Here is a 25,665-nt window from a genome sequence, read left to right as displayed (position 1 = left end):
GGGAGGAACGTCATGGATGACGAAGACGTCAACAAGCGCCGTCCCGCGGATGCTGAAATGGCGCGCGTTCTCAAGACCAAGCCGCTCAATATCGCATCGGGGCGCGATCCATCCGGCGGTGGAATTGCCCGCTGGCAGCACGGTGCGTTGCACGACGTCGTCCAGCCGATGGCCGACCACGTGGTCATGACTTATATCGACACTCTGCAACCCTTGGAGCGGCGGACGGGCCGAATCACCGCGACGGGCGTGGCACGGCCAGGTGTCGTAACGATCATCCCGGCGGGCACAAGCGCGCGATGGGACATCGGCGGCGCCGTCGATGTCATCCAGCTCTATCTTCCTCACGCGACGATCGAACGCGTTGCGGCCGAAGCCGATAGCGGTGCGGCGGCTGCGCTTCAGGAGCGGACCGGCCATCCTGACCCGATCACGTCGCGCCTGCTCATCACGGCGGCCGAAGCGATCGAGGGGCATACGATACTGGACGCCATGTTTCGCCAGCAACTCATGGGCCTGCTTGCAACTCGCCTGTTGGCAGCGCATGCGGTGGGGAATCCTCCCACGCTCAGCCCGGTTTCGGGTGGGCTCCCGCCCAGGATTTTACGTCGCGCATTGGAGCGCCTTCGCTCGGAAAGCGATGCGGACGTCTCGCTGGCGGCGCTGGCGGCAGATGCCGGCCTTTCGCGCTTTCATTTCTGCCGCGCGTTCAAGGAAAGCACCGGAATGCCGCCGCATGCTTGGCTTCGCCAGTATCGACTGGAGCAAGCGAAGGCCATGCTGCGCGATCCATCCTTGTCGATCATCGCCGTGGCCGTGGCGCTCGGCTATGCGTCGCAGACGGCTTTCGCCGCGGCATTCAAGAAGCTGACCGGCGTCTCTCCCAGCGAATTTCGCCGTCTCGCGACTTAGCAGCAATTGCTCTGCAATCACCGCAATCGCTCTGGCGCATCACGAGACGCCATTCGCTAAATCATCCGAATGCTGACGCGCCTCGGGCGGCAAGAACGGATCAGCGACTAGCGAAGGAGAGTTCGACATGTTGAACGTTTTGACCAAGCTGAAATTGGACAACATCCTGCGTCCCGCCGGATCGCTGCCGGACGAGTTGGTTCCGTCGCGCTACGCGCTACGTGTGGGCGATATCGACGTGCTCGTGGTCAGCGATGGTGTCCTGCCGCTCCCGACCGCAATGTTGGCTCACAACGCCGAACCGGCCGCACGTGCGGCTTGGCTGGACCACATGTTCCTCCCCCCGGACGCTTTCGACTGGGCGCTCAACGTGGTCGTCGTACGGAGCGGTGACCAGACTGTACTCATCGATGCCGGGCTGGGGCTCGATCCCGACCTGAACTTGCCGCGCGCCGGACAATTGATCAGGCGGTTGGAAGGCGCCGGCATCGATCTCGGATCCGTCACTGATGTGGTTCTCACCCACATGCACATGGACCACATTGGCGGGCTGATCGTCGACGGCGTCAAGGAGCGGTTGCGTCCCGACCTGCGGATCCACGTGGCAGCCGCCGAGGTCGCCTTCTGGGAGTCGCCCGATTTTTCTCACACCAATATGCCTGACGGGTTCCCGGACGCGCTGCGCTCGGCCGCCAAGCGTTTCATGAAAGAGTATCGCAATCATCTGCGGCCGTTCGACGAGGAGCACGAGGTCGCACCGGGAGTGGTCGCTTATCGCACCGGCGGCCATACGCCAGGCCACAGCGTGGTGCGCCTCGCATCCGGTGGGGAAGCCCTGACATTCGCGGGCGATGCCGTCTTCGCGGTCGGGTTCGACCAACCCGATTGGCACAACGGTTTCGAGCACGACCCCGAGGAGGCAGCACGCGTTCGCGTCGGACTTTTGCGCGAGTTGGCAGAAACCGGCGAGATGCTGGTGGCTACTCATCTGCCGTTCCCATCCGTCGGCCGAGTAGCCGTGGAGGGCAACGCCTTTCGCTGGGTGCCGGTCTTCTGGGACTACTGACTCCTACTAAACAACCGCGAGCTTTGAATCGCCGAGCAAGCTGCATCGGTCCCGCCGAGCGGGAGCAGAAGCAGCAGCTGCATCGCGCGGGATTGATCTCTTAGCTCACCTTTTCAGCCTCCAAGGAGACCCCGATGGGCCTACGTCTTTCCTCACTTGTCTCGACGCGTCGCGAAATCCTCGCGGCGGGCGCGGCGGCTACAGCGGCCGGCCTTTGGGCCACGAAGGGTATCGCCGCCACCCTCCCATCGTCTTCGCAAACAGAAGGAACTCTCGCAATGAGCACGATCACCAGCAAAGATGGCGTCCAGATCTTCTACAAGGATTGGGGCCCGAAAACCGCACAACCCATCGTCTTTCATCACGGCTGGCCGCTGAGTTCCGACGATTGGGACAATCAGATGCTCTATTTCGTCGGCAAGGGCTATCGCGTCGTGGCTCATGATCGCCGCGGCCACGGCCGTTCCAGCCCAGTCAGCGATGGTCACGACATGGACCACTACGCCGCGGATGCCGCCGCTGTGGTGGAGCATCTTGGCCTCCGCAACGCGATCCATATCGGACATTCGACGGGAGGAGGCGAAGCGACGCGCTATGTGGCGCGCCATGGAAAAGGCCGCGTGGCTAAGCTGGTTCTCATTGGCGCTGTGCCGCCGCTGATGGTCAAGACGTCCGCCAATCCCGGCGGACTGCCTATCGAAGTGTTCGACGGGTTGCGCAAGGAACTCGCGGCCAACAGATCGGCCTTCTACATCGATTTCGCGAGCGGCCCCTTCTATGGCTACAACCGGCCCGGCGCGACGCCTTCGCAGGCGGTCATCTGGAACTGGTGGCGCCAGGCTATGATGGGAAGCGCCAAGGCGCAATACGATGGCATCAAGGCTTTCTCGGAGACGGACTTCACCGAGGACCTGAAGGCGATCGACGTGCCGACGCTCGTCATGCACGGCGACGACGACCAGATCGTCCCTATCGCCGACTCCGCGACGTTGTCGGCGAAGCTGCTCAAGGCCGGCACGCTCAAGATCTATGAGGGATTTCCTCACGGGATGTGCACCACGCACGCCGACGTCGTGAACGCGGACCTGCTGGCCTTCATCACCACCTAATGTTTCCACCGTCGCGCTGACTCCGAATCCCGTCATTCGGCGGGGTGACGGCGGTAGGCGCGGCTTCAAGAGAGGAGGCAGTCGACATGCGACTGGTCATCATCGGCGCCGGCTTTGCCGGCATGTACGCGGCACTCTCCGCGGCCCGGCTGCGGGACATCAAGGGTGTTCCCGCATCGGATCTCGAGATCATGCTGGTTTCGCCCGAACCGACGCTCGTCGTTCGTCCGCGGCTTTACGAGCCCCACCCGGAGACGCTCGTAGCGCCGCTCGAGCAAGTGCTCGACGCAATCGATGTTACCTATGTGCGCGGGCGTGCCGAAACCATCGATGCCAACTGCCGCACGCTTGTGGTCGAGTTGCCCAACGGTGAGCGGACCTCACTGATCTATGACCGGCTGATCGTCGCATCCGGAAGCCGGTTGTTCCGGCCGAACATCCCGGGCATTTCCGAGCACACCTTCAGTGTCGATCAGCTGGACGACGCGATCGCGCTCGACCGCCATTTGCAGAGCCTCGCCGGTCGTCCTGCGTCCCAGGCGCGCAACACCGTCGTCGTCGCGGGCGCGGGCTTCACCGGCATCGAGGTAGCAACGGAGATGCCGGCGCGGCTGCGTGCCGTTCTTGGAAGGAATGCGACGGTTCGTGTCATCATGGTCGAGCGAAACGAAGATGTAGCACCCGACATGGGTCCAGGTCCGCGCCCCGTCATAGAGGACGCGCTCAAGAAGCTCGGTGTAGAGGTCCGCACCGGAGTGGGCGTTGCGGCGGTGGACAAGGATGGGGTCATGCTCTCCAATGGCGAGCGCATCTCAAGTGCGACGGTCATCTGGGCCGCCGGTATTCGCGCAGCGCCGTTCACGCAGCAGATTCCCGGAGAGCGTGACAATTTCGGCAGGCTGATCGTCGATCGGGATCTTCGCGTCGCCGGTGTGGAGGGCGTGTTCGCGACGGGTGATGCCGCCAAGGCAGTCTGCGACGACGATGGAAATCATGCGCTGATGTCGTGCCAGCATGCGACCCGCATGGGCGCCTTCGCCGGCAACAATGCCGCAGCGGAACTGCTCGGCGCGGCGCCGATCCCCTACCACCAGAAGGCCTATGTCACCTGCCTCGATCTCGGAGAGGCCGGGGCGCTGTTCACGCGGGGGTGGGATCGCAAGATCGAGCATGTCGGCTCCGCTGCAAAGAAACTCAAGCAGGAGATCAATACGGTCTGGATCTATCCGCCGAAGCCCGTGCGCGCCGCTGCTCTCGCGTCAGCAGATCCGCAGCGCGTCACGGATCTCTGATCCGGTGCATGCCGTCGACCAACGGAGAACAATTCCATGCTTCGAGATTTCGCAACATTGGCGCCCGGGTCATGCCGCTCACCAAACCTGCATACTCCGCCGATCCGTCGCGCGTCGTGCGTCTTGAGACTTCGGCTCACGCAATCACCGAGACGATGACGCTTTGCGCCGGATCATGCCCGGCTGTGATGACGTGTGCCGGCGAGCCGAAATGTTCTCGATGCCGTCTTTCAAGACTTTCGATCCTCGCTCGTCCCCAGCGAGGACCTTGCGACCCTGCAGCCTTCCCCCCGCTGCGATAGGGCGCGCACTGCGGCCGGCCTCTCCCCTCGGGGCCGGCCGCAAAAACATCGGGCATGCGGTTGCGGGAACGGTCAGGGCAGATCGGCGCGAGAGAAGGAGGTGGATCATGCGGTATTGCGTTTTCGCGGGCTCCAGCACCGGACACGATCCAATTTTTGGAAGGGCTGCTGCTCGCATGGGCACGACCCTCGCGGAGCGTGGCATCGGTTTGGTCTATGGCGGTGCATCCGTTGGACTGATGGGCATCCTTGCGGACGCCGCCCGGAGGCGTGGCGGTGAAGTGATCGGGGTCATTCCAAGATCGCTGGTCGAAAAGGAGGTCGCTCACAGCGGCCTAGCAGACTTGCGCGTTGTCGGCTCCATGCATGAGCGCAAAGCGCTTATGGGCGAATTATCCGACGGGTTCATCGCCTTGCCCGGCGGACTCGGCACGCTTGAAGAACTGTTCGAGGTATGGACCTGGGCGCAGTTGGGTCACCACGGTAAGCCGTGCGCGCTTCTCAACGTCGGCGGATTCTACGACGGTTTGACGTCGTTTCTCCACCACGTCGTCGAGGCAGCATTTCTCAAGCCGGTCCATCGCAACATGTTGATCGCCGCTGACGATGTCGACGCGCTGCTGTCGGCGCTGCTCGCCTACCAGCCGCCTAAGGTCGACAAGTGGATGGCCCGCTCGAACGCTTAAGCGCTGCACCTTGGGGTACTGGAATCTTCAATAGAAACGCGACAGAGAGCTTTTATCATGTTTACTCCGCAGACGCCGCTTGGATCGGGCTTCACCGCTCACAGCACCACCCTCGATGTCATCCGAGGTATCGATCTCATCGGCAAGCTCGCGATCGTAACCGGAGGCTATGCTGGGCTCGGGCTAGAGGCCGCGCGAACGTTGGTGTCAGCTGGCGCTCGCGTGATCGTCCCCGCGCGCGATATGGCGCGCGCCCGCAGATCAATCTCTGACATAGGCGGCGGGATCGAGGTTCGCCCTATGGATCTGACCGATCCCGCCTCGATCAATGCGTTCGCTCATGGTATCGTGCAGTCGGGTATGTCTTTGCACATTCTGATCAACGGCGCCGGGATCATGGCGGACCCGAACCTGGTTCGCGATGCGCGTGGCCACGAGCTGCAGTTCTCGACCAACCACTTGGGTCACTTCCAGTTGACCATGCGACTGTGGCCCGCGCTACGTCGTGCGAAGGGTGCGCGCGTCGTTTCTGTGTCGTCGCTGGGGCATCGCTTCTCCGATGTCGTGTGGGACGACATCAATTTTGAAAGTCGTACCTATGATGGATGGAGCGCCTATGGCCAGTCGAAGACTGCAAACGCGCTTTTTGCTCTTGAACTCGACCGTCGTGGGCGTAGCCAGGGCATTCGCGCGTTTTCACTTCATCCAGGTGGCATCGTAACCGGGTTGGCGAAGCACTTGCCGGTGGAGCGGCTCAAGGAAATGGGCAATCTCGATGCAAACGGCGAGCCCGTGATTGATCCCGATCGCGACATGAAATCGATTCCACAAGGTGCTGCCACACATGTTTGGTGCGCAGTCAGTCCGTTGCTCGAAGGCAAAGGTGGTGTCTTCTGTGCGAACTCGGATATTGCTCCATTATTTGAGGGTCATGAGCCCCCTGCTTACGGAGTGATGCCATTCGCAGTCGATCAAGAGTCGGCCAAGCGTTTATGGGACGTGAGCGAGACCATGACTGAAACAGCAATGCCGATATGATTTCGGCCGTCTGCACTAAGGGCTATGGGATTCCGGCGTTCTGCCGGATCTTCTGGCCCAGAAAGCTAAAGAACCGGGTCGGGATTCGCTAGCTAAGGAGATTTTGCGATGGACCGGAGCGCAAAGTGTGATCGTATCGATCAGGACCGACGCCAACTCCTTGCCGCTGCCGCGCTCGCTGTGCTCGCTTGTCCGGCCGGAACAGCCGGCGCTGCGGATGCAGAGGATCTCACCACGCAACAAACAAAGTCGCGATCAACGTACACGACATTTCGATCACTAAAGCAAGTCGACGCAGGTGTCTTGAATGTCAGCTATGCCGAAGATGGGCCAGCCGGAGGCCCGGCAGTCATTCTTTTGCACGGCTGGCCCTATGACATTCATAGCTACGTCGATGTCGCGCCGCTTCTGGCTTCAGCGGGATATCGCGTCATCGTCCCGTATCTGCGCGGATATGGACGGACGCACTTCATTTCGAAAGCTACACCACGGAATGGCCAGCAGGCGGTCATAGCCGCCGATGTAATCGCACTCATGGATGCCCTCAGCATCGAGAAAGCGGTCGTCGCGGGCTACGATTGGGGCGCACGAACAGCGAATATCATGTCCGCGCTGTGGCCGGAACGGTGCAAAGCCATGGTCTCTGTCAGCGGCTATCTGATCGGTAGTCAAGCCGTAAGCAGGATGCCGCTGCCGCCGCAGGCCGAATTCCAATGGTGGTATCAGTTCTATTTTTCCACCGACCGGGGGCGAGCCGGCTATGAGATGTACGCGCGCGATTTTGCCAAGCTCATTTGGAAGCTCGCGTCACCCAAGTGGCATTTCGATCACGCGACCTTCGATCGAAGCGCGGCCGCCCTCGACAATCCGGATCACGCCGACGTCGTGATCCATAACTATCGCTGGCGTCTTGGCCTAGTCGATGGCGAGCCGAAATACGACGAAATGGAAAAACGGCTCGCGCAATTGCCGGTCATCACCGTACCCACCATCACGATGGAGGGTGACTCCAACGGTGCTCCGCACCCCGAGCCCAGCACCTATGCGAAGAAGTTCACGAACAAGTACGAACACCGGCTCATCCAAGGCGGAATCGGGCACAACCTGCCTCAGGAAGCGCCGCAGGCTTTTGCTGAAGCCGTTGTCGACGTCGATCGCTTCTCGCCGTAGGCGTACAAAGAGAACCTCTCTGAAGTCGGCTTCAGGATGAAGTACGGACGTGGCTCTTCTCGGTACTCCGGTCGCCTCGCGAGCAGGAGCGTCTTCCGCTTTCTCGGCGGAGCAACACACTCATCTCGTCGCTCGGTCCCCTTTGCGGAAGTTCACAATCCGTGGTCGGCGCCCCGTAGGGAACGGCCGACTAGGTCCGCTCGTGGAGGTAAGGCAGTCCTTGAATGTTGGGCCTCCGAAGATCCTAACGAGTATACCTATCTGCGGATGTTTTAAGCAGGAGCCGAACAGGCGCGATGACCGGTGTCGCAGAAAATGTTGCGGCCGTATTAAGCACAACATCGCGTATCCTTCAGCTCCGTTGCCTTCCCGCGCAAGGCGCGCAATGGTGCCGCATGGTCGAATTGCTTGGCCCATAGCTCAATAATGTCCTCGGGACCGGATAGCAGGTTGGTTACGACGTCGCTGCCGACTGACGCGCAGCTACGCGTGATTTTCGTCGTTGTCGTCGTTCTCATTGTTGCGCTCGCGGTGACCGCACCATACGCCCGTCAGCCAACACACGGGACAGAGATTTTCGTTCCTGCTTACGCGGCGGCCATCTTCATGATCGAGGTGACGACCGCGGCTATCCTTCTCGCCACCTTTCGGGTGCGCGGATCAATACCGCTTCTCGTTCTTGCCTCAGGATACCTCCTCTCAGGAGTGCTTTCTGTTCCGTGGGCATTGACCTTCCCAGGCGTATTCCAGAGCGTTGGGCTCGAAGAGAACCTTCAATCGACGGCATGGATCGCAGCGATCCGACGGATCGGGTTTGCTTCAGCGATTGTCGGCTATGCTGCAATCGATCCGAGCCGGACGAAACGAATGCCGGGGCAATGGATACTCGCCACAGTTGCTGGCATCGGGTTGTTTGTCGCATCGGCATTATGGGTCATTCTGGCCAAGGGGGATGACCTTCCGCGGTTCATGGCGGATGCAAGAACCACCACGTCGATATGGGCGTACATACCGGCCCTATCGTTAGCTTTTTACGCGATCGCGTTTGTTACTCTGCTGACAAGACGCCGTTCGACGCTCGATATTTGGATGTGCGTCGTACTCTTCTCGCTCTGCGTTGAAATCCTACTGATCTCCTATTTGGGCGGAGGCATCAGGCTCAGCGTCGGCTGGTGGTCCGGGCGCTTCTTCGGCCTAGTTGCCGCCGGAACCGTGCTGTTCGTCCTTCTTGCGGAAACGACCGGCAACTACATGCGTCTCGCGCGAGCCACGGCGAACGAAAGACGCGCAAGGCTCAACAGGCTGACGGCCATGGAGGTCTTGTCCGCATCCATTGCCCATGAGATCAACCAGCCGTTATCCAGCATCGTGAACAATGCCAATGCCGGTCTGCGATGGCTGTCACGGGACGATCCGCGGATGGACAAGGCCAAAGAGGCACTCGAGATGATCGCCGACGAGGGACATCGCGCCGATAAGGTGGTGTCAGGAATCAGGCAAATGTTCCTCAAACGGGCGCAAGAGCGGGTGCTCGTGGACCTGAGACAGGTTATTGATGATGTGATTGCTCGGGGCAGACAGGAGCGCCTCCTCGCCGGGGTGGAGGTTGTGCGACACTTTCCGCCAGACTCCAGGTTCGTGGAATGTAACGCCGTTCAAATGGGACAGGCCGTTTCCAATATTCTCGACAATGCCGTCGATGCGATGAAGGATGGAGATCGACGAATACGGAGGATCACAATTCGGATCGACGATCCCGATCCTGGCGAGGTCGAAGTTTCATTTGCCGACACAGGGCCAGGGATAGCCCCGGATATCGCCGATCGGGTCTTTTTGCCGTTTGTATCCGGCAAAGGTGAAGGGATGGGCATGGGTCTGATGTTCTGCCAGTCAGTAGTCGAAGCGCACGGCGGTCGAATTTGGATCGTTTCGAATAGGCCATCGGGGCTGGAGCTGCGCTTCACGCTACCCGTGGACTCTTCCCGCATCGGAGACGCAGTCTCATGAGCAACGATCCGATCGTCTACGTGCTCGACGACGATCGTGCTGTCCGTGCGTCTCTAGAGACCTTGCTCGAGTCAGCTGGCTACGCCGTGCGGACGTTTTCCTCCGCAGACGATTATCTGGCGCGAGAGCGCGTCGACGCTCCGAGCTGTCTCGTGCTCGATGTCCGTCTCAAAGGAAAGAGCGGGCTCGAAATTCACCGAGAACTCGTGCGTGAGGGAGACACGCAGCCGATCATCTTTATTACGGGGCATGGCGATATTCAGATGTCGGTCGCTGCGATGAAGGCCGGTGCCGTCGAATTTCTAACCAAGCCTTTCCGGGACCAGGATCTGCTCGACGCGGTCTGTTCCGCCGTTTCGCGGGATGCCCGGCAAAGGGAAGAGGCGCGCCTGCTCGCGGCGGTCATTCGCCGTTACAACACCCTGTCGCCGCGAGAGCGGGAAGTCATGCAGCTTCTTGCGTCCGGCCTGATGAGCAAACAGGTCGCAGAACGTCTCGGCCTCAGCCAGGTCACGGTCAAGATGCATCGCGCTCAGATCATGCAGAAGCTGGAAGCCGAGAACCTCGCCGACCTGATCAGGGTTTGGGAGCGCCTCAAGGGGCTTCCCTCTATCAACTGATCAATCGGGATGCCGGCTTCCCAAACGCCGGGGTTGCCGCGCAACCGCGACCTGGCCCAAGGGCTGGGTTGACCCACCTCCACGCACAATTGCAGCCATCCGGCCCACAGCAGTAGCGTTCGCGCATGTCTGCAATCGCAAACGCATAGGCCGCAGCAAATCGGTCCGCTCAAAAGAGCCTTGGTGCATCGGCTGGAGGTACGGTCTTGAAGCTTTATCTCGTCTCGCTCGGAGCAGGCATTCTTGTCGGCGTCGTTTACAGCCTTCTCGACGTGCGCTCGCCTGCGCCGCCCGTGGTGGCGTTGATCGGGCTCCTCGGGATCCTGATCGGCGAACAGCTTCTTCCGGTCGCTAAGCACATTATCAGCGGACATGGCCTCGCTACCGCGATCGATCACGCCAATTGCCGTCGCCACGTTATGGGTGCGCTTCCCTCGAATTCGGATGATCGCGCGTGCGACGTCGAAGGTGGCGACCGAAGATAACGTCGATCACAACTCGTTTGGAACCACATGGCTCAGTATGCTGGGCGAAAATGAAGGAGCTACAGATGTCTTATCTCACCGAAGTCCTTACGCCGCAAAACAGTCAGCTCATCTTCATCGACCAGCAGCCCCAGATGGCATTCGGGGTCCAGTCTATCGATCGCCAGACTCTCAAGAACAACGTCGTCGCTCTCGCAAAGGCCGCCAGGGTGTTCAACATTCCGACGGTCATCACCACCGTCGAGACGGAATCCTTTTCAGGGCACACGTATCCGGAGCTCCTCTCCGTTTTTCCGGATGTGTCGCTGCTCGAACGGACGTCGATGAACTCTTGGGATGACCAGAAGGTCCGCGATGCCCTTGCCAAAGCCGGGCGCAAGAAGGTGGTCGTCTCTGGGCTTTGGACGGAGGTCTGCAACACGACGTTCGCGCTGTCGGCCATGAACGATGCCGACTACGAGATCTACATGGTGGCCGATGCATCGGGCGGAACCTCCAAGGATGCACACGATTTTGCCATGCAGCGCATGACCCAGGCCGGCGTGGTGCCGGTGACGTGGCTTCAGGTGCTGCTGGAGTGGCAGCGCGACTGGGCTCGCCGCGATACGTACGAGGCTGTGACGGGCATCGTGAAGGAGCACGGAGGCGCCTACGGAATGGGTGTCGATTACGCTTACACCATGGTGCACAAGGCGCCCGAGCGTGCCGAGCATGGCCCCGTGCTCGATCCCGTCGCTGCTGCGTAATCATATTCGATAGATCGTGCTCGACCGGCTTCTCCGCGCAGAAGACGCCGGTAGACCATGGAGGTTTCCATGACCATACGCCGCCGCAGCTTCGTGAAGGGACTCGCGTCCGCTGGAGTGCTGTCAACGGCGCAATCGCGCTTTGCTTGGGGACAAGAGATGACCGATTCACCCGATCTCGTCCTGCGCGACGGACGCATCACCACGCTCGATGCCGCCACGCCGGATGTGCAGGCGCTGGCGATCAAGGACGGGCTCGTCCAAGCGGTTGGTACGACCGACGACATCATGCGGACGGCCGTGCCCGGAACCAAGGTCATCGATCTCGGCGGCCGCCGTGTCATCCCCGGTCTCAACGATAGCCATACGCATCTGATACGCGGCGGGCTTAACTTCAATATGGAGCTGAGATGGGAAGGCGTGCCGTCCGTTGCCGACGCGTTGCGCGTTTTGAAAGAGCAGGCGGCCCGTACGCCTGCGCCCCAGTGGGTGCGCGTCGTGGGGGGGTGGTCGGAGTTCCAGTTCGCCGAGCGGCGAATGCCGACGCTCGACGAGATTAATCAGGCGGCGCCGGACACCCCAGTCTTTATCCTTCACCTTTATGGGCGCGCGCTTCTGAACAGGGCTGCGCTCAACGTTCTGGGATTCGATAAATCGACGCCGAACCCGCCCGGTGGCGTCATCGAGAAGGATGCCAGTGGGCACCCCACGGGACTGCTGCTCGCCAAGCCGTCAGCGCTCATTCTCTATTCAACACTGGCGCGTGGGCCGAGGCTTCCGGTCGAGGATCAGATCAACTCGACGCGCCACTACATGCGCGAGATGAACCGCCTCGGGATCACCTCAGTGATCGACGCGGGCGGCGGCGGCCAGAACTATCCTGACGACTACGACGTCATTCAACGCCTGCACGATGCCGGCGAACTCACGGTGCGCATCGCCTACAACCTATTCGCGCAGAACGCGGGCGGAGAGCTTGGCGACTACGAGCGCTGGATTTCGATGGTGAAGCCCGGAGCGGGAAGCAGCCTCTTGCGTATGAACGGCGCCGGCGAGAACCTCACGTGGTCGGCCGCCGATTTCGAGAACTTCCTCGAGCCGCGTCCCGACCTTGCGCCGACGATGGAAAGCGAACTCGAGCCGATTGTCGAGCTGCTCGCGGCGAACAAGTGGCCGTTCCGAATTCACGCAACCTACGACGAATCCATCGACCGCTTCCTCACCGTGTTCGAGCGCGTGAACGGGAAGCAGGCGTTCGACGCCCGGCTCATCATCGATCACGCGGAGACGATCAGCGACCGCAACATCGACCGCATCAAGGCGCTCGGCGGCGGCATCGCCATTCAGCATCGCATGGCGTTCCAGGGAGAATATTTCGTCGAGCGCTACGGCGCGGAAGCCGCTCAAGCGACCCCTCCGGTCAGCACGATGCTTGCTGCCGGCCTGCCTGTCGGCGGGGGTACGGACGCGACACGCGTGTCGTCCTACGACCCCTGGGTTGCGCTCTTCTGGTTGACGACCGGGCAGACCCTCGGAGGGCTTCCGCTCTACGGGGAAAGCAACACTCTCGATCGCGAAACCGCGCTCCGGGTCTGGACCGAGGGGTCGGCCTGGTTCTCCGGCGAAGCCGATGTCAAAGGGACGCTCGCTCCCGGCAAGTATGCCGACCTCGTGGTGCTGTCCGCGGACTACATGGCGGTTCCGCCGCAGGAGATCCGGCGGATCAATTCGGTGCTCACGATCGTCGGCGGAGATGTGGTCTATGGCGAAGGCAGTTTCGCGGACCTTTCGCCGCCCATCCCGCCTGCGTCGCCGGACTGGAGCCCGGTAAATACGGTTCCGAGCCCGGCGCAGCGTGCCGAAGTTGGCGGCGAAACGAAGCATGCGCGGGCGTGTGCCGACGGCTGCAATTCTCACTGCGGCGTTCACGGCCACGATCATATGATCGCCTGGAACAATCCGCTCCCCGTTTCCGACAAGAACGCCTTCTGGGGCGCTCTCGGCTGCTCATGCTTCGCGGCATGAGCATGCAGGAAAACAGGGCACAACGACACGCTAGACCGCGCGCCCGCTCACTCGCAGGCAGCTCTTTTGCGTGCCTGTTGGCGGTGGTGGCGTTGTCCTCGAGCGGAGGAATGGCGGCCGAGCCGCTAAACCTCACGTTAGACGGTGTCGTCGAGCCGCGGGCGAGGGTCGCCGTCGCCAACCAGGTCACGGGTATCGTAAGCCGGGTTTTGGTCGTTTCAGGTCGGCAAGTCGAAATCGGTGAGCCGCTGTTCGAGATCGATGCGGCGGAATTCGAGATCGACGTCGCGGCGGCGAAAGCGGCGCTCGATGAATCGATTGCGCAGCTGCGACTGGCGGAGGACGTAGCAGAACGGCAAAGCCGCCTTGCCGAACGCGGGAGCGGAGCGGAAGCGCGCGCCACGCAAGCAATGATCGAAGTCAACGTCGCAAAAGCGGTGGTCGCAAGGCAGGAAAGCGCCTTACGCAGAGCGGAGTTGGCGCTTCGGCGGACGCGTATCGTTGCGTCGATTGCCGGTATCGTGCGCCCTCGCGTGGCGCCGGGTGCCTTCGTCGAAGCGGAGGCTGGAACGGTCCTGGCCGAGATCGTCCAGACCGATCCGATCCTGGTCGGCTACAGCGTTTCCTACGAGGATCGGCAGCGGTCTCTCAAGAAGGCGGGGACGACGTCGGCGCGCGACATGTTCGACAAAATCGTTCTCTCTCTCGTCCTCCCCTCCGGAGAAACTTACGCGCATCATGGACAGCCGAAGTTCGAAAGTGCGGAAGTGGACAGGAGCACCGGCATGCTGACGACCTGGGCGGAATTCCCGAACCCGGACGGGGTTCTCGTGCCCGGCCTCACCGTGCAGGTTCTCTCGGCGATTCACAGCGGTCCGCCTTCAACGCGAGCAGCCCAGTGACGAACGCCACCGATACGCGAGCCGTGACGCCTCCCGGAGCATGGTCTCCATTCCGACACTCGGCGTTCACGCTGTTGTGGTTCGCGACGCTCGTCTCGAACATCGGCACCTGGATGCACGATGTCGGCGCAGGGTGGCTCATGACGGAGCTATCGCCCTCGCCGTTCGTCGTTGCAGCGGTTCAAGCCGCCACCACGCTGCCTATTTTCCTGTTCGCGCTGCCGGCAGGCGCTCTCGCGGACATTGTCGACCGGCGGCGTCTCCTGATCGCGGTCAATCTCTTTCTTGGATGCGTCGCCGCATTGCTGGCGTTCCTCGTGAGCCGGGATGCGGTCACGCCGATGTTGCTTCTCTCGATTACGTTTGTGATGGGGACGGGCGTCGCCATCATGGCGCCGGCTTGGCAGGCCGTGGTTCCGCAACTGGTTCCAAGGGAAGAGCTGACGTCGGCGGTGGCGCTCAACTCGATGGGCATCAACATCAGCCGTGCCATCGGCCCCGCGCTCGCCGGCTTCCTCATCGTCGCCTACGGCATGGCCGTGCCGTTCGTGCTCAATGCGGTGAGCATTATCGGTATCGTGATTGCGCTTCTGTGGTGGCGGGCACCCGAGGCCAAGCAAAGCCGTTTGCCGGCTGAAACGCTCGTTCCGGCGATGATCTCGGGCGTGCGCTACACGCTTCACAGTCGCCCCGTGAAATCGACCCTTTTGAGAGCTGCAGCCTTCTTCGTGTTCGGAAGCGCCTTCTGGGCCCTGCTTCCGCTGATCGCTCGCAACGTTCTGGCGGGAGGCGCTTCTCTCTACGGCATCCTGCTCGGCTGCCTCGGCGCTGGCGCCGTCGCCGGCGCGGTCTTTCTCCCGCAGGTCAAATCCCAGGTCGGAGCCGATGGCGCCGTGATGCTCGGAACGGTGGGGCTCTCGACCGTCATGGTCCTTATTGCGCTGGTGCCCGATTCCTATGTCGCGGCCGGATGCGCGGTCGTGGCAGGCATCTCGTGGATCGCGGTGATGTCTACGCTCAACGTGTCGGCCCAGACGGCGCTGCCAAACTGGGTGCGCGCACGGGGGCTATCCATTTTTCTCATGGTCTTCTACGGATCGATGACGGCTGGAAGCCTGCTGTGGGGACATCTTGCGACGCATGTCGGGATTCCCGCGGCGCTCGTCACGGCGGCCGCGGGGGCCCTCGTCGCCCTGTTGATCACGCGCGGGATCAAGCTCAGCCAGGGCGAGAGCATGGATCTCACGCCGTCGATGCATTGGCCCGAGCCCGTTATCGATCCTGGCCACGAGACAGATCGCGGGCCCGTCATGATCCAGATCGTCTACGATATCGAGGCGGATGACCGTGGGCGTTTCGTCGAACTCATGGGGCAACTCGCGCAAGCGCGACGCCGAAACGGAGCTTTCGGCTGGTCGCTGATGGAGGACCTGAGCATTCCCAATCGCTTCGTGGAGACGTGGCAGGAGGCGTCATGGCTACAGCACATGCGCCACCACGAGCATGTGAGCGCCGATGATCGCGCCGTGCAGCAGCAAATCTGGAAGCTCAATCGCTCAGGCGAGGCTTCGGCAACTCACTTCATGTCAGTGACGTGAGACGCCGTGGACGGTGGGACGGCTAACCCCACGACGTTCTCGAAGTGTCGTTGAAGCCAACTGTACAACGGAGCAGGCCAACTTCATTCAAGGAGCAAAGCGATGACGCAGCATGTACTTTTCATCGTCACCAACGCGGCCGTGATCGGCCCGCACAATCGTAAAACCGGCTTCTTTTTCGCCGAGGTCGCTCATCCGTTCGAGGTGCTCGACAAGGCCGGGATCGCGATCGAGTTCGCGTCACCTGCAGGTGGATGGACGCCGCACGACGCCTACGACGAGCAAGACCCCGCCCAGAAAGAGTTTTTCGAGAGCAAGGCCTTTCGTCGGCTGAATCACAGCCGCAAGCTGTCGGAAGTAGACGCCGCGGATTATGACGCCATCCTTGTGCCTGGTGGCCTGGGCCCCGTGGTCGACATCGCACGCAATGCGGACGTCCAGAAGGCCATCGTCCGCGCCTGGAGCACGGGTAAGATCGTGACGGCTGTGTGTCACGGTCCGGTCTCGCTGCTCGGTGTGGATCTCGGTGACGGCACACCGTTCGTGCGCGGCAAGAAGCTCACGGCGTTCTCGGCAAAGGAAGAATATGATTACGCCCGCGAGGATGTACCGTACGGTCCTGAGGACGCGCTGAGGGCCGAGGGGGCCGATTACTCGTCCGCCGACAACTGGCAGCCGCATGTCGTTGTAGATGGCCGTCTCATTACCGGCCAGAACCCCGCCTCGGCGGAACCGCTGGCCAAAGAGTTGCTCGCCGCCCTCAAGCGGACTGCTTGAGTTTGCAAGATCGTTCGAGCTGGCGGTGACAATCGCTGGCTCGTCCTCTATCGCCCTCAAACGCACCGCACGTGTGCGTCGATTGGAGTCTTCACATGACGTCCAAGATAACCGCCATCCTTACTGCCCGCCCCGGCAAGGGCGCAGAACTTCAGACCCTGCTTATCAGCATGGCGCCGCATTGCCGGGCGGAACCCGGAAATCTGCGTTGGGATGTCTGGCGCGACTCTTCAAACGAGGATCGCTACGTTCTCGATGAACTCTATCGAGACCGAGCCGCTGTAGAGGCGCATCGAGACACGCCCCACTTTCAAGATTATTTGGCTAGGATCACTGAGCTTGCGGAGAGAACGGCAGTGGTCTCGGGTCCGGTGGACGTCAAATAAGGAAACGGCGGATGCGGCCACCCCCTCTACGTCCGGCCCGCATCCGCGTTGAACTTGGCGAGATCGCCTTTAGAGCCGGAATATCGTCGGCCTGACGTGACCGCTCGAACTCGGTGAGGAAGCGAAGAACCCTGGACGACAACAAGGCGGTTGTTGCGCGTCCAGAGGCAGCTTCTCTGATCCGCTTCGAGATTGTTCTGCACAAGTGCCAGCGTATGGTCTGCGGCGGCCCCGGGCATTGTCATACCGCTGATGTCCGTTTCCGGGCGGAAATCAGACGCGAAATTTCATGTACCCCGTATACCTTCAGGTGCGCCACCGACGACCGCTTTCTCGGCATTTCGACGGCAGCGTCGTCCCATAGATGCAATCAGACCTCCCATGATCGGCGATGCCGAGGCGATCGCCGATCACGTCTGCTTACTGGTGCATCGCGTTAGATATCGATCTTCTCTGCGATCTCAATCGCGTCATCGACCTCGATGCCGAGGTACCGCACGGTGCTCTCAATCTTGGAATGTCCAAGCAGAAGCTGGACGGCCCTCAGGTTGCCAGTCCTCCGGTAAATCAGTACCGCCTTCGTGCGTCGCAGCGAATGCGTGCCAAACTTTGCCGGATCGAGGCCTATGCTGGCCACCCACTCCTGCACGAGCCGGGCGTACTGCCGAGTAGTCAGGCCGCCCGTGTCGCCACGACCCGCAAACAGAAACTGGCCCGACTTTCTGTCGGTGCGTCTCAGGTAGTCATCGAGTGCCTGTCGGGTTTGGTCGGTAAGCTCGAACCGAACTGGTCTGCCAGTCTTCTTCTGCCTGATTGTCGCTCGATCCGTCGCATATCCGCTCGGCGCGACGTCCTCAACTTTGACGGCGACGACGTCCTCAACTTTGACGGCGACGACGTCGCAGCCGCGCAGCTTGCTATCGATCGCAAGATTAAACAGGGCGAGATCACGCTTCTTGCCCTCGATTTGCAGCTTCGTTCGGATCGACCAGACATGGCTCGGCTTCAGGGGCGGCTTTGCGCCGACGAGTTTCCCTTTGTTCCAAGGCGTCCGGCGCGTGATCTTGTCAGCAGCAAGTGCATGGTCTTGTTCCATGGTCCATCTCCTTCATTGAGAGACAGAGCAGCATGAACCTGGCACGTGCTAACAACTTGGACACTACTGGTTTCAGCATAGATCTTCCGTCTGATGGTTGCCGCCCGTCGATTGTGACCTAACATAGATCGCCAATCCGCTTGAGGCATGGCCATCACCCGGCAACGACCGGAAGCTTCGCGATGGCCCTGATGCCGGGTCGCTCCTGCCATCTGATCGCGGAATCCGGTACGGCAAGGCCGAGCTTGGGCCAACGCGTCAGCAGGGCTTCAAGCGCGCACTTGCCTTCGATGCGCGCGAGCTGGTGGCCGAGGCAGAAATGGATGCCGGTGCCGAAGGCGAGATGGCGATTGGGGTGCCGCGACAGGTCAAGCTGTTCGGGATGGTCGTTCAACGCCGGATCCATATTGGCCGCAACGATCATGGCCATAATCCTGTCGCCAGCCTTCACACGAATGCTACTTAGCTCAATGTCCTTTCGGACGTAGCGCGGCTTTGAGAATTGCACCGGCGAGACGAAGCGCAAAAACTCCTCAACGGCCAAGTTGGCGCGACTCCAATCTTCCGCCAGCCAGTCGCGCAATTTCCGTTCGCGCAAGACCTCGTATGCCGATCCGCTGATCAGATGCGTCGTGGTCTCCGTTCCGGCGCCGAGCAACAAGAAGATCATCGCGACCATTTCGTCACGGCTGATCCGCCCGCCTTTCTTCTCGACGCGGATAAGCTCGGCGATCAGCCCCTCGCCGCCGTGCTTTCGCGCTGCCTCGAGCTGCCCTTCAAGGTAGCGTTTCATCGAGGCCATGGCGGGGATCAGGGCGAAGAAGCCCACAAAGCTGGCGAGGCGCGTGAACCTGTTGGTCCAAGCTATGAAGCGCGGGCGGTCGGACTCGGGCAGGCCAAGCAGCTCGCAGATGACAGAAAGCGGCACACGGCGCGCAAAACGATCAACCAGGTCCGCCGGGCTGCCGTCCGCGAACAGCTTATCCGCCAGTGTGTCCGCAATCGCCCGAATGCGCGGCTCCATGTCGAGTATGGCGCGGCGGCGGAACGCCTCGTCAACGATCTCCCGCAAGCGCGTGTGGTCGGGTTCGTCCATCGTCAGCATGTTATTGGCGAGCGTTCGGATGAGCCCTGACATCCACCACTGTAAGCCGGCGATCGTGCCATCCTTCTTGCGCAGGCTGAACGTCTCACTGTCTTTCAGCACACGGGCCGCCAGCTCCTGCGTCGTCGTGATCCAAACCTTGCCCACGATGGGGAAACGGATCTCGACCATGGGACCCATCGCGCGCAATCGCGCGATTGCGGCAGCGGGATCGCGAAAGTAGTCCTGGCTGCTGATGTCGATCTGCATGATTTCTGACATCCTTTGTGCGGTCCCGGAGATGCTCCGGCCAACCGATTCTTCTACGGGTCGATCGCGAGGCGATAGCCGATCCCGGGCTCGGTCAGGATCAACTCCGGCGCATCGGGCGAAGGTCTGAGCTTCTGGCGCAGCTGGCCGACAAAGACCCTCAGATACTGCAGGTCCTCCGTGTGGGCCGGTCCCCAGACCGCAGTCAGAATCTGGCGATGGGTGAGGACGCGCCCCGCATTGCGCACCAGAATGGCGAGCAGATCGAACTCCTTGGGTGTGAGCTTCACGGGCGCGCCGTCGCGCGTAACCTTGTGCGCCAACACATCCACCTCAAGGCTCCCGGCTTTGAATTGGGTTTGCTCCGAGGCCTGCTGCGCGGCATGGCGGAGGGCGGCCCGCAGCCTTGCGGTCAGCTCGCCAATCCCAAAGGGCTTGTTGATGTAGTCATCGGCACCGAGGTCGAGGGATTCGATCTTCTCGGCTTCACGATCGCGCGCCGAGAGCACTAGGATCGGTGTGCGGGACCAGCTCCGAAGCTCGCGGATCACGTCCTTGCCGTCCATGTCGGGAAGGCCCAGGTCGAGCACAATCACCTGTGGCGACAGGGTCGCGGCCGCCTTGAGGGCGTCCTTTCCCGTTGTGGCCGCCACGACGTCGTATCCGGCGGCCGCGAGACTCGGCTTCAGGAAGCGAAGAATCTGTGGCTCGTCGTCGACAATCAGGATGCGCGCACCACTCATGTCGTACCTTTATCGCCTTGATTGTCGCTCTGCCCCTCGCCAGCCGGAAGCAAGATTGAGATCTCGGTCCCCTTCCCGCTCGCTGCGGGACTCCTTGCCTCGATCGTGCCGCCCATGGCCTTGACGATCGCGGCTGAGATCGAGAGCCCGAGTCCAGTTCCCGGCGCGCGGCCATCGCTGCCGGCAACGCGGTAGAACTTCTCGAACACCTTGCTCAGTGACTCCGCAGGAATGCCGATACCTTCGTCCGAAACGGCTATGCGCACACCCCCCGCCGTCGCGCGCGCATCAATCCGCGTCACGGATACCGGCGGGCTATACTTGTGCGCATTGTCGAGCAAGTTGAACAGAACCTGCTCGAGCAGCGCGGCATCTCCCCGGATGAGCGGCAGTCCGTCCTCTAGCGACATTTGCACCCGCCGTTTGGGAAGGGCCCTCGCCGCCCGGGAGACGGCCCCGTTTACAGCGTCGCGGACATCGACCCAGTCGCGGCAGATATCGAGGGCCCCGGCCTCCAGACGCGTCATGTGGAGCAGGTTCGAAACGAAGACGGAGAGCCGGTTTGCCTCCTCCTCGATGGTGGCGAGGAGATCGGCGCGGTCCTTCTTTCCCATCCGATCACCAAGCTGACGTAAGCTCGTCGCAGATCCGAGGATGGAAGCCAGGGGTGTGCGAAGATCATGCGAGATCGAGGACAAGAGCGCGTTTCGCAAGCGCTCGCTTTCCACAGTCGTCGCGGCTTCGGTTGCCTGCTCTACTAGCCGTGTACGCTCGATCGCAATGGCCGCCTGATCCGCGAACGCCTGTACGGCGCTCGCCGTTGCCAAGGGCAAGGTGTCGGTCGTTTCGTCCGGCGCTACGCCGAGGACGCCGATCACGTTCGGCGAGGAGATCAGGGGGCGGAAGTGAAAGACAGCCGAGGGCATGGTCTCGGTCATGCGTCCGGCCGGCTCACCTTTACGGTGTGCCCACCGCGCGGCAGCCCAGTCGGCCGTACCGAGCGTGTCCTCCGGCGGCCAGCCACCCTCGATCGAGAGCTCGCCCGATTTTTCCAGAAGAATGATCGACTTTCCTTTCACGATCGCCGCCGATTGGGCAGCGAGGAGCCAGAGCACATCATCGATTTTAGGCGCGCCTGAGAGCTTGCGCGAGAACTCGTACAGGGCCTGCGTTGCCTCGGCGCGCTCGCGTGTTGCAGAGGCCTGCTCCCGCAGCCGCCCGGCCAGGCTACCGGTCGCTATCGCGACGGCCAAGAAGATGAGCAATGCGAACAACTCGTGCGGGGATGCAACAGTCAGCGTGTAGCGAGGTTCGATGAAGAAGAAGTTGAAGGCGAGAAAGGAAAACACCGCAGCGGCAATGGCGGAGTGGAGGCCGAACCGCAATGCGCAGATGAGCACGGCGAGCAGGAATACCATCGAGAGGTTCGGGAGATCCGTGATGCGCTCGAGCAGCGTCCCGACTGCAACGCTGAGCGCAACCGCCGCGGCAGCCGTCAGCCCACCGGTCCAGAGCGTATCGATTTTCGGAAGCGCAAACCGCAACGTGCGCGACGGAGACGTTTCCGGCGCGACGACGGTGACCGAGATCCCCGCGGCCTTCGCCATCAGTTCCGTCGAGAGCGACCGGCGCATCCAACCGCCGAGAAAACCGGGACGCGAGCGGCCGATGACGATCTGCGTGATGTTGTTGCGCTTGGCATAGGCGAGCACCTCGGCCGCCAGATCCCTGGCGTTGATGCGAACGGCCGTCGCGCCGAGGCGACCCGCTAGCCGCATCGCCTTCTCTATGCGGCGAACGTCCTTACGGTCCGTGCTTTCACGGTCGCTATGGGCGAGGTGGATAGCGATCCAGTCGGACTTGAGCGCTGCTGCCATGCGCGCGGCGGCGCGCACCACGGTTTCCGACAGCTCGTCGCTCCCGACGCAGACGAGGAGCCGCTCGGCCGTGGGCCAGGGCCCCTCGATACCCTGCTGGCGGAGCTGCGACAGCATCTGCTCATCGACGCGGTCGGCGGTGCGCCGCAGTGCCAGCTCGCGCAGCGCTGTGAGGTTGCTCAGTTGGAAGAACTTGTCGATGGCGCGGCGCGCGTTGTCCGGCAGATAGACTTTGCCTTCCTTGAGGCGCTTGATTAGCTCTTCAGGCGGGAGATCCACGACGACAATCTCGTCTGCCCTCTCCACGACCTTGTCCGGGACAGTTTCCCGCACCGTGATGCCCGCGATGCGCTGTACGACATCGGTCAAACTCTCGAGATGCTGGATATTGAGCGTGGTCCAGACGTCGATGCCAGCCTGTAGCACCCCATCGACGTCCTGATAGCGCTTCGGATGCACGAGCCCCGGCGCGTTAGAGTGTGCGAACTCGTCGACCAGAAGCAGTTGCGGTCGCCGCGCAATGGCCGCATCGACATCGAACTCCAATAGCGTGCGATTGCGGTAGGAGATGGCGCGGCGCGGAAGAACCTCGAGCCCCTCGATCAGGGCCGTCGTCTCCGGCCGCCCGTGGGTCTCGACGAGGCCGATGACAACGTCCAGCCCTTCCGCCTTGAGTGCGCGGGCCGCGGAAAGCATCGCGTAGGTCTTGCCGACACCCGGGGCCATGCCAAGAAACACCTTGAGCTTGCCGCGCTGCTCCTTTGCGGCAAGCTCAAGCAGCGCCCGTGGCGAGGGGCGGCGCGCCTCGTTGGTGTTCGTAGACTCGGCCATATCCTATCCGGAGCCCGCGCCGAATGCCTGGTCAAGGGCAAGATTGAGCTGCAAGACGTTAACGCGTGGCGCACCGATGACTCCCAGGTAGGGCGTTTCCGTATGCTTGGCAACGAGCGCCCGTACACGATCCGGCGCAACGGCGCGGGCCTTGGCCACGCGTTCGACCTGACGCTCGGCATAGGCAGGGCTAATGTGGGGGTCGAGGCCGCTGCCCGAGGCGGTGACGGCATCGGCCGGCACGGGGGCGGCGCTCTCCCGACGCAGCTTTTCGACATCGTCTTTGACCCGGTCCAGCAGCTCCTGCGAGAGCGGCCCCAGGTTCGAGCCTGACGATGCGAATGCGTCATAGCCCCCTTCGCCGGCGGCCGAGGGGCGACCTCGGAAATAGCGGTCGGATGCAAACGTTTGCCCGATCAGCACCGAGCCCACCACCTTCCCGTCATGTTCAAGCCGGCTGCCTTCGGCCTCGGTCGGAAAGAACACCGTGGCGAGTCCGGTCATGGCGAGCGGATAGACGAGACCCGTGAGGATCGTGAAGAGGACAACCAGCGCGACGGCCGGCCGAAGATAAGCGTGCATTGAAAATCTCCCTAGGCCAAACCGAGATTGGAGACGGCGAGGTCTATGATCTTGATGCCGACGAACGGAACGACGATGCCGCCCAAACCGTAGATCGAGACGTTGCGCCTCAGCAGGGCTGCGGCGTCTACGGGGCGATAGGAGACGCCTTTGAGGGCCAGCGGGATCAACGCGATGATGATCAGCGCGTTGAAGATGACCGCAGACAGGACGGCGCTTTGCGGCGTCGCAAGCCCCATGATGTTCAGCGCATCGAGCTCCGGGTAAGTCGCGACGAACAGCGCCGGGATGATGGCGAAGTATTTGGCGACGTCGTTGGCAATCGAGAACGTCGTCAGAGAACCGCGTGTCATCAAGAGCTGCTTGCCGATCTCGGTGACCTCGATGAGTTTGGTCGGATCGCTGTCGAGGTCCACCATGTTGCCCGCCTCGCGCGCGGCCTGGGTACCGCTTTGCATCGCGACTCCGACGTCGGCTTGCGCCAGCGCCGGCGCATCGTTGGTACCGTCGCCGCACATGGCGATGATGCGGCCACGTGCCTGCTCCGACTTGATGTAGGCGAGCTTGTCCTGCGGGGTCGCCTCGGCGATGTAGTCGTCGACGCCCGCCTCCGACGCGATGGCTGCAGCCGTTACGGGATTGTCGCCGGTGACCATCACGGTCTTGATACCCATGCGGCGGAGCGCGGCGAAGCGAGTCTTGACGTCGGGCTTGACCACGTCCTTGAGGTGGATGATCCCGACAAGGCCGGAACCTTCCGCAACCGCCAGCGGTGTGCCACCGGTGCGGGCAATTTCCTGCACAGCCTGCCGAAACGCATCAGGTGTCTGCTCGAGTGTCTGCCCGATCTGGGTGAGCAGTGCGTCAACGGCCCCCTTCCGAAGACGGCGACCGTCGATATCGATGCCTGAGATGCGGGTCTGAGCCGAGAACGGGACGACGTTTGTCGGCTCCCGGTTGTTGCCGGCAAGACCGTAGCTGCCGCGAGCAAGCGCCACGATCGAGCGCCCCTCCGGCGTCTCATCGGCGAGCGAGGCGAGTAGCGCCGCCTCGGCAACGTCCCACTCCGTGCGCCCCTGCACCGGCATGAACGCGGTCGCGAGCCGGTTGCCGTAGGTGATGGTGCCGGTCTTGTCGAGGAGCAGCGTGTCAACGTCGCCGGCCGCCTCGACGGCGCGGCCGGAGGTAGCGACGACATTGAACCGAACCAGCCGGTCCATGCCCGCGATGCCGATGGCGGACAAGAGGCCGCCGATGGTGGTCGGGATAAGAGTGACGAGCAGCGCGATTAGTACCGTCACGGACAACACGGTGCCGGAGTAGCCTGCCAGGCCCCACAGCGTGACGACGGTGATCAAGAGGATCAGCGTCATCCCGGACAGCAGAATGGAGAGCGCGAGCTCGTTCGGCGTCTTCTGTCGCTCGGCGCCTTCGACAAGCGCGATCATGCGGTCGAGGAACGAAGACCCCGGCGCCGCCGTGACACGGACCTTGATCCAGTCTGAGAGCACGACGGTGCCACCCGTCACGGCCGAGCGGTCGCCACCGGATTCGCGGATCACGGGCGCCGACTCGCCCGTGATGGCGGATTCGTTCACGGACGCGATGCCTTCGATCACGTCGCCGTCGGCCGGGATTGTGTCGCCCGCCTCTACAAGAACGACGTCGCCCTCTTGGAGCTCGTAGGCGTTGCGCGGCTCCCACAGATCGTCCTTCGTGTCATCGGGGTGCAAGAGTAGCTTCGCTACGGTATCGGTCCGTGTCCGACGAAGTGCGTCCGCCTGTGCCTTGCCCCGCCCTTCGGCCACGGCCTCAGCGAAATTGGCGAACAGCACCGTGAACCACAGCCACGCGGCGATCTGGCCTGTGAAGGCAAGGCCCTCGCGGCCGACTGCGGCATCGCGGAGGAAGATCAGCGTGGCGAGCGCCGCGACCACACCGGTGACGAACATCACCGGATTGCGGACGAGTTTCTGCGGCGCGAGCTTCAAGACGGCGTCGAGTGCCGCACGGCGCAGGATCGCCCGATCCAACAGGCTAAAGGTTGAGCGCTTGCTCATG

Annotated in this window: 21 protein-coding genes and 1 pseudogene; 16 read left to right on the top strand and 6 right to left on the bottom strand. The window is 62.1% G+C overall.

Annotated features, from left to right (window positions below; translation table 11 throughout):
* The first annotated feature begins 12 nt into the window (after positions 1-12).
* From CS1GBM3_RS14925 to CS1GBM3_RS14850, 16 genes are all read left to right on the top strand, one after another.
* The gene (locus CS1GBM3_RS14925) at positions 13-912 is read left to right on the top strand and encodes a helix-turn-helix transcriptional regulator (RefSeq protein WP_072396250.1); all 900 of its coding nucleotides are present in this window, start codon (positions 13-15) and stop codon (positions 910-912) included.
* Positions 913-1,039: 127 nt separating this feature from the next.
* Positions 1,040-1,978, top strand: a complete 939-nt coding sequence (locus CS1GBM3_RS14920) for an MBL fold metallo-hydrolase (protein WP_072396248.1) — start codon at positions 1,040-1,042, stop codon at positions 1,976-1,978.
* 278 nt (positions 1,979-2,256) lie between these two features.
* Positions 2,257-3,087, top strand: a complete 831-nt coding sequence (locus CS1GBM3_RS14915; protein WP_072397541.1) for an alpha/beta fold hydrolase — start codon at positions 2,257-2,259, stop codon at positions 3,085-3,087.
* An 86-nt stretch (positions 3,088-3,173) separates the two neighbouring features.
* Positions 3,174-4,379 carry an NAD(P)/FAD-dependent oxidoreductase gene (locus tag CS1GBM3_RS14910; RefSeq protein WP_072396246.1) on the top strand — a complete coding sequence of 402 codons (1,206 nt, stop codon included), beginning with the start codon at positions 3,174-3,176 and terminating at the stop codon, positions 4,377-4,379.
* Between the two features lie 409 nt (positions 4,380-4,788).
* Positions 4,789-5,367, top strand: a complete 579-nt coding sequence (locus CS1GBM3_RS14905) for an LOG family protein (RefSeq protein WP_072396245.1) — start codon at positions 4,789-4,791, stop codon at positions 5,365-5,367.
* 57 nt (positions 5,368-5,424) lie between these two features.
* The gene (locus tag CS1GBM3_RS14900; protein ID WP_072396244.1) at positions 5,425-6,405 is read left to right on the top strand and encodes an oxidoreductase; all 981 of its coding nucleotides are present in this window, start codon (positions 5,425-5,427) and stop codon (positions 6,403-6,405) included.
* A gap of 108 nt (positions 6,406-6,513) precedes the next feature.
* A complete protein-coding gene (locus CS1GBM3_RS14895) occupies positions 6,514-7,575 on the top strand; it encodes an alpha/beta fold hydrolase (protein ID WP_072396243.1) in 1,062 nt (353 codons plus the stop codon).
* Between the two features lie 450 nt (positions 7,576-8,025).
* Positions 8,026-9,582, top strand: coding sequence for an MASE4 domain-containing protein (locus CS1GBM3_RS14890; protein WP_171946504.1), 1,557 nt, complete (start codon positions 8,026-8,028; stop codon positions 9,580-9,582).
* The gene (locus CS1GBM3_RS14885) at positions 9,579-10,202 is read left to right on the top strand and encodes a response regulator transcription factor (protein ID WP_072396241.1); all 624 of its coding nucleotides are present in this window, start codon (positions 9,579-9,581) and stop codon (positions 10,200-10,202) included. Before CS1GBM3_RS14890 ends, CS1GBM3_RS14885 begins: the two co-directional genes overlap by 4 nt.
* Positions 10,203-10,408: 206 nt before the next feature.
* Positions 10,409-10,687: a XapX domain-containing protein gene (locus tag CS1GBM3_RS14880; protein WP_072396240.1), complete on the top strand. Its 279-nt coding sequence runs from the start codon at positions 10,409-10,411 to the stop codon at positions 10,685-10,687.
* A 65-nt stretch (positions 10,688-10,752) separates the two neighbouring features.
* Complete coding sequence (locus CS1GBM3_RS14875) at positions 10,753-11,433, top strand: hydrolase (protein WP_072397540.1); 681 nt, start codon at positions 10,753-10,755, stop codon at positions 11,431-11,433.
* Positions 11,434-11,592: 159 nt separating this feature from the next.
* Positions 11,593-13,458, top strand: coding sequence for an amidohydrolase (locus tag CS1GBM3_RS14870; protein ID WP_072397539.1), 1,866 nt, complete (start codon positions 11,593-11,595; stop codon positions 13,456-13,458).
* A 110-nt stretch (positions 13,459-13,568) separates the two neighbouring features.
* Positions 13,569-14,360 carry an efflux RND transporter periplasmic adaptor subunit gene (locus CS1GBM3_RS14865; RefSeq protein WP_072396239.1) on the top strand — a complete coding sequence of 264 codons (792 nt, stop codon included), beginning with the start codon at positions 13,569-13,571 and terminating at the stop codon, positions 14,358-14,360.
* Positions 14,357-15,958: an MFS transporter gene (locus tag CS1GBM3_RS14860; RefSeq protein ID WP_072396238.1), complete on the top strand. Its 1,602-nt coding sequence runs from the start codon at positions 14,357-14,359 to the stop codon at positions 15,956-15,958. Before CS1GBM3_RS14865 ends, CS1GBM3_RS14860 begins: the two co-directional genes overlap by 4 nt.
* Before the next feature lie 102 nt (positions 15,959-16,060).
* Positions 16,061-16,735, top strand: coding sequence for a type 1 glutamine amidotransferase domain-containing protein (locus CS1GBM3_RS14855; protein WP_072396237.1), 675 nt, complete (start codon positions 16,061-16,063; stop codon positions 16,733-16,735).
* A 95-nt stretch (positions 16,736-16,830) separates the two neighbouring features.
* Positions 16,831-17,121, top strand: a complete 291-nt coding sequence (locus CS1GBM3_RS14850; protein WP_072396236.1) for a putative quinol monooxygenase — start codon at positions 16,831-16,833, stop codon at positions 17,119-17,121.
* A gap of 436 nt (positions 17,122-17,557) precedes the next feature.
* Here CS1GBM3_RS14850 and CS1GBM3_RS14845 read toward each other — a convergent pair whose 3' ends face one another.
* From CS1GBM3_RS14845 to kdpB, 6 genes and pseudogenes are all read right to left on the bottom strand, one after another.
* Complete coding sequence (locus CS1GBM3_RS14845) at positions 17,558-18,217, bottom strand: tyrosine-type recombinase/integrase (protein WP_072396235.1); 660 nt, start codon at positions 18,215-18,217, stop codon at positions 17,558-17,560.
* A gap of 72 nt (positions 18,218-18,289) precedes the next feature.
* Positions 18,290-19,571 (bottom strand): annotated as a pseudogene (locus tag CS1GBM3_RS14840) (cytochrome P450).
* 53 nt (positions 19,572-19,624) lie between these two features.
* Positions 19,625-20,314 (bottom strand): response regulator, encoded by a 690-nt coding sequence (locus CS1GBM3_RS14835; protein WP_072396234.1) that lies wholly within the window; start codon positions 20,312-20,314, stop codon positions 19,625-19,627.
* Positions 20,311-23,022 carry a sensor histidine kinase gene (locus CS1GBM3_RS14830; RefSeq protein ID WP_072396233.1) on the bottom strand — a complete coding sequence of 904 codons (2,712 nt, stop codon included), beginning with the start codon at positions 23,020-23,022 and terminating at the stop codon, positions 20,311-20,313. Before CS1GBM3_RS14830 ends, CS1GBM3_RS14835 begins: the two co-directional genes overlap by 4 nt.
* Positions 23,023-23,025: 3 nt before the next feature.
* Complete coding sequence (gene kdpC, locus CS1GBM3_RS14825) at positions 23,026-23,604, bottom strand: potassium-transporting ATPase subunit KdpC (RefSeq protein ID WP_072396232.1); 579 nt, start codon at positions 23,602-23,604, stop codon at positions 23,026-23,028.
* An 11-nt stretch (positions 23,605-23,615) separates the two neighbouring features.
* A complete protein-coding gene (gene kdpB / locus CS1GBM3_RS14820) occupies positions 23,616-25,664 on the bottom strand; it encodes a potassium-transporting ATPase subunit KdpB (RefSeq protein ID WP_072396231.1) in 2,049 nt (682 codons plus the stop codon).
* Position 25,665: the final 1 nt, after the last annotated feature.

Origin of the sequence: Hyphomicrobium sp. CS1GBMeth3, from assembly GCF_900117455.1 — a bacterium.
Taxonomy (GTDB): domain Bacteria; phylum Pseudomonadota; class Alphaproteobacteria; order Rhizobiales; family Hyphomicrobiaceae; genus Hyphomicrobium_C.
This window is presented reverse-complemented; position numbering and strand designations above follow the sequence as displayed.

Excerpts from the sequence above, each read along its gene's own strand:
- CS1GBM3_RS14925 (WP_072396250.1), top strand. The coding sequence starts at position 13 with ATGGATGACGAAGACGTCAACAAGCGCCGTCCCGCGGATGCTGAAATG.
- CS1GBM3_RS14920 (WP_072396248.1), top strand. The coding sequence starts at position 1,040 with ATGTTGAACGTTTTGACCAAGCTGAAATTGGACAACATCCTGCGTCCC.
- CS1GBM3_RS14915 (WP_072397541.1), top strand. The coding sequence starts at position 2,257 with ATGAGCACGATCACCAGCAAAGATGGCGTCCAGATCTTCTACAAGGAT.
- CS1GBM3_RS14910 (WP_072396246.1), top strand. The coding sequence starts at position 3,174 with ATGCGACTGGTCATCATCGGCGCCGGCTTTGCCGGCATGTACGCGGCA.
- CS1GBM3_RS14905 (WP_072396245.1), top strand. The coding sequence starts at position 4,789 with ATGCGGTATTGCGTTTTCGCGGGCTCCAGCACCGGACACGATCCAATT.
- CS1GBM3_RS14900 (WP_072396244.1), top strand. The coding sequence starts at position 5,425 with ATGTTTACTCCGCAGACGCCGCTTGGATCGGGCTTCACCGCTCACAGC.
- CS1GBM3_RS14895 (WP_072396243.1), top strand. The coding sequence starts at position 6,514 with ATGGACCGGAGCGCAAAGTGTGATCGTATCGATCAGGACCGACGCCAA.
- CS1GBM3_RS14885 (WP_072396241.1), top strand. The coding sequence starts at position 9,579 with ATGAGCAACGATCCGATCGTCTACGTGCTCGACGACGATCGTGCTGTC.
- CS1GBM3_RS14875 (WP_072397540.1), top strand. The coding sequence starts at position 10,753 with ATGTCTTATCTCACCGAAGTCCTTACGCCGCAAAACAGTCAGCTCATC.
- CS1GBM3_RS14870 (WP_072397539.1), top strand. The coding sequence starts at position 11,593 with ATGACCGATTCACCCGATCTCGTCCTGCGCGACGGACGCATCACCACG.
- CS1GBM3_RS14865 (WP_072396239.1), top strand. The coding sequence starts at position 13,569 with ATGGCGGCCGAGCCGCTAAACCTCACGTTAGACGGTGTCGTCGAGCCG.
- CS1GBM3_RS14855 (WP_072396237.1), top strand. The coding sequence starts at position 16,061 with ATGACGCAGCATGTACTTTTCATCGTCACCAACGCGGCCGTGATCGGC.
- CS1GBM3_RS14850 (WP_072396236.1), top strand. The coding sequence starts at position 16,831 with ATGACGTCCAAGATAACCGCCATCCTTACTGCCCGCCCCGGCAAGGGC.
- CS1GBM3_RS14845 (WP_072396235.1), bottom strand. The coding sequence starts at position 18,217 with ATGGAACAAGACCATGCACTTGCTGCTGACAAGATCACGCGCCGGACG.
- CS1GBM3_RS14835 (WP_072396234.1), bottom strand. The coding sequence starts at position 20,314 with ATGAGTGGTGCGCGCATCCTGATTGTCGACGACGAGCCACAGATTCTT.
- CS1GBM3_RS14830 (WP_072396233.1), bottom strand. The coding sequence starts at position 23,022 with ATGGCCGAGTCTACGAACACCAACGAGGCGCGCCGCCCCTCGCCACGG.
- kdpC (WP_072396232.1), bottom strand. The coding sequence starts at position 23,604 with ATGCACGCTTATCTTCGGCCGGCCGTCGCGCTGGTTGTCCTCTTCACG.
- kdpB (WP_072396231.1), bottom strand. The coding sequence starts at position 25,664 with ATGAGCAAGCGCTCAACCTTTAGCCTGTTGGATCGGGCGATCCTGCGC.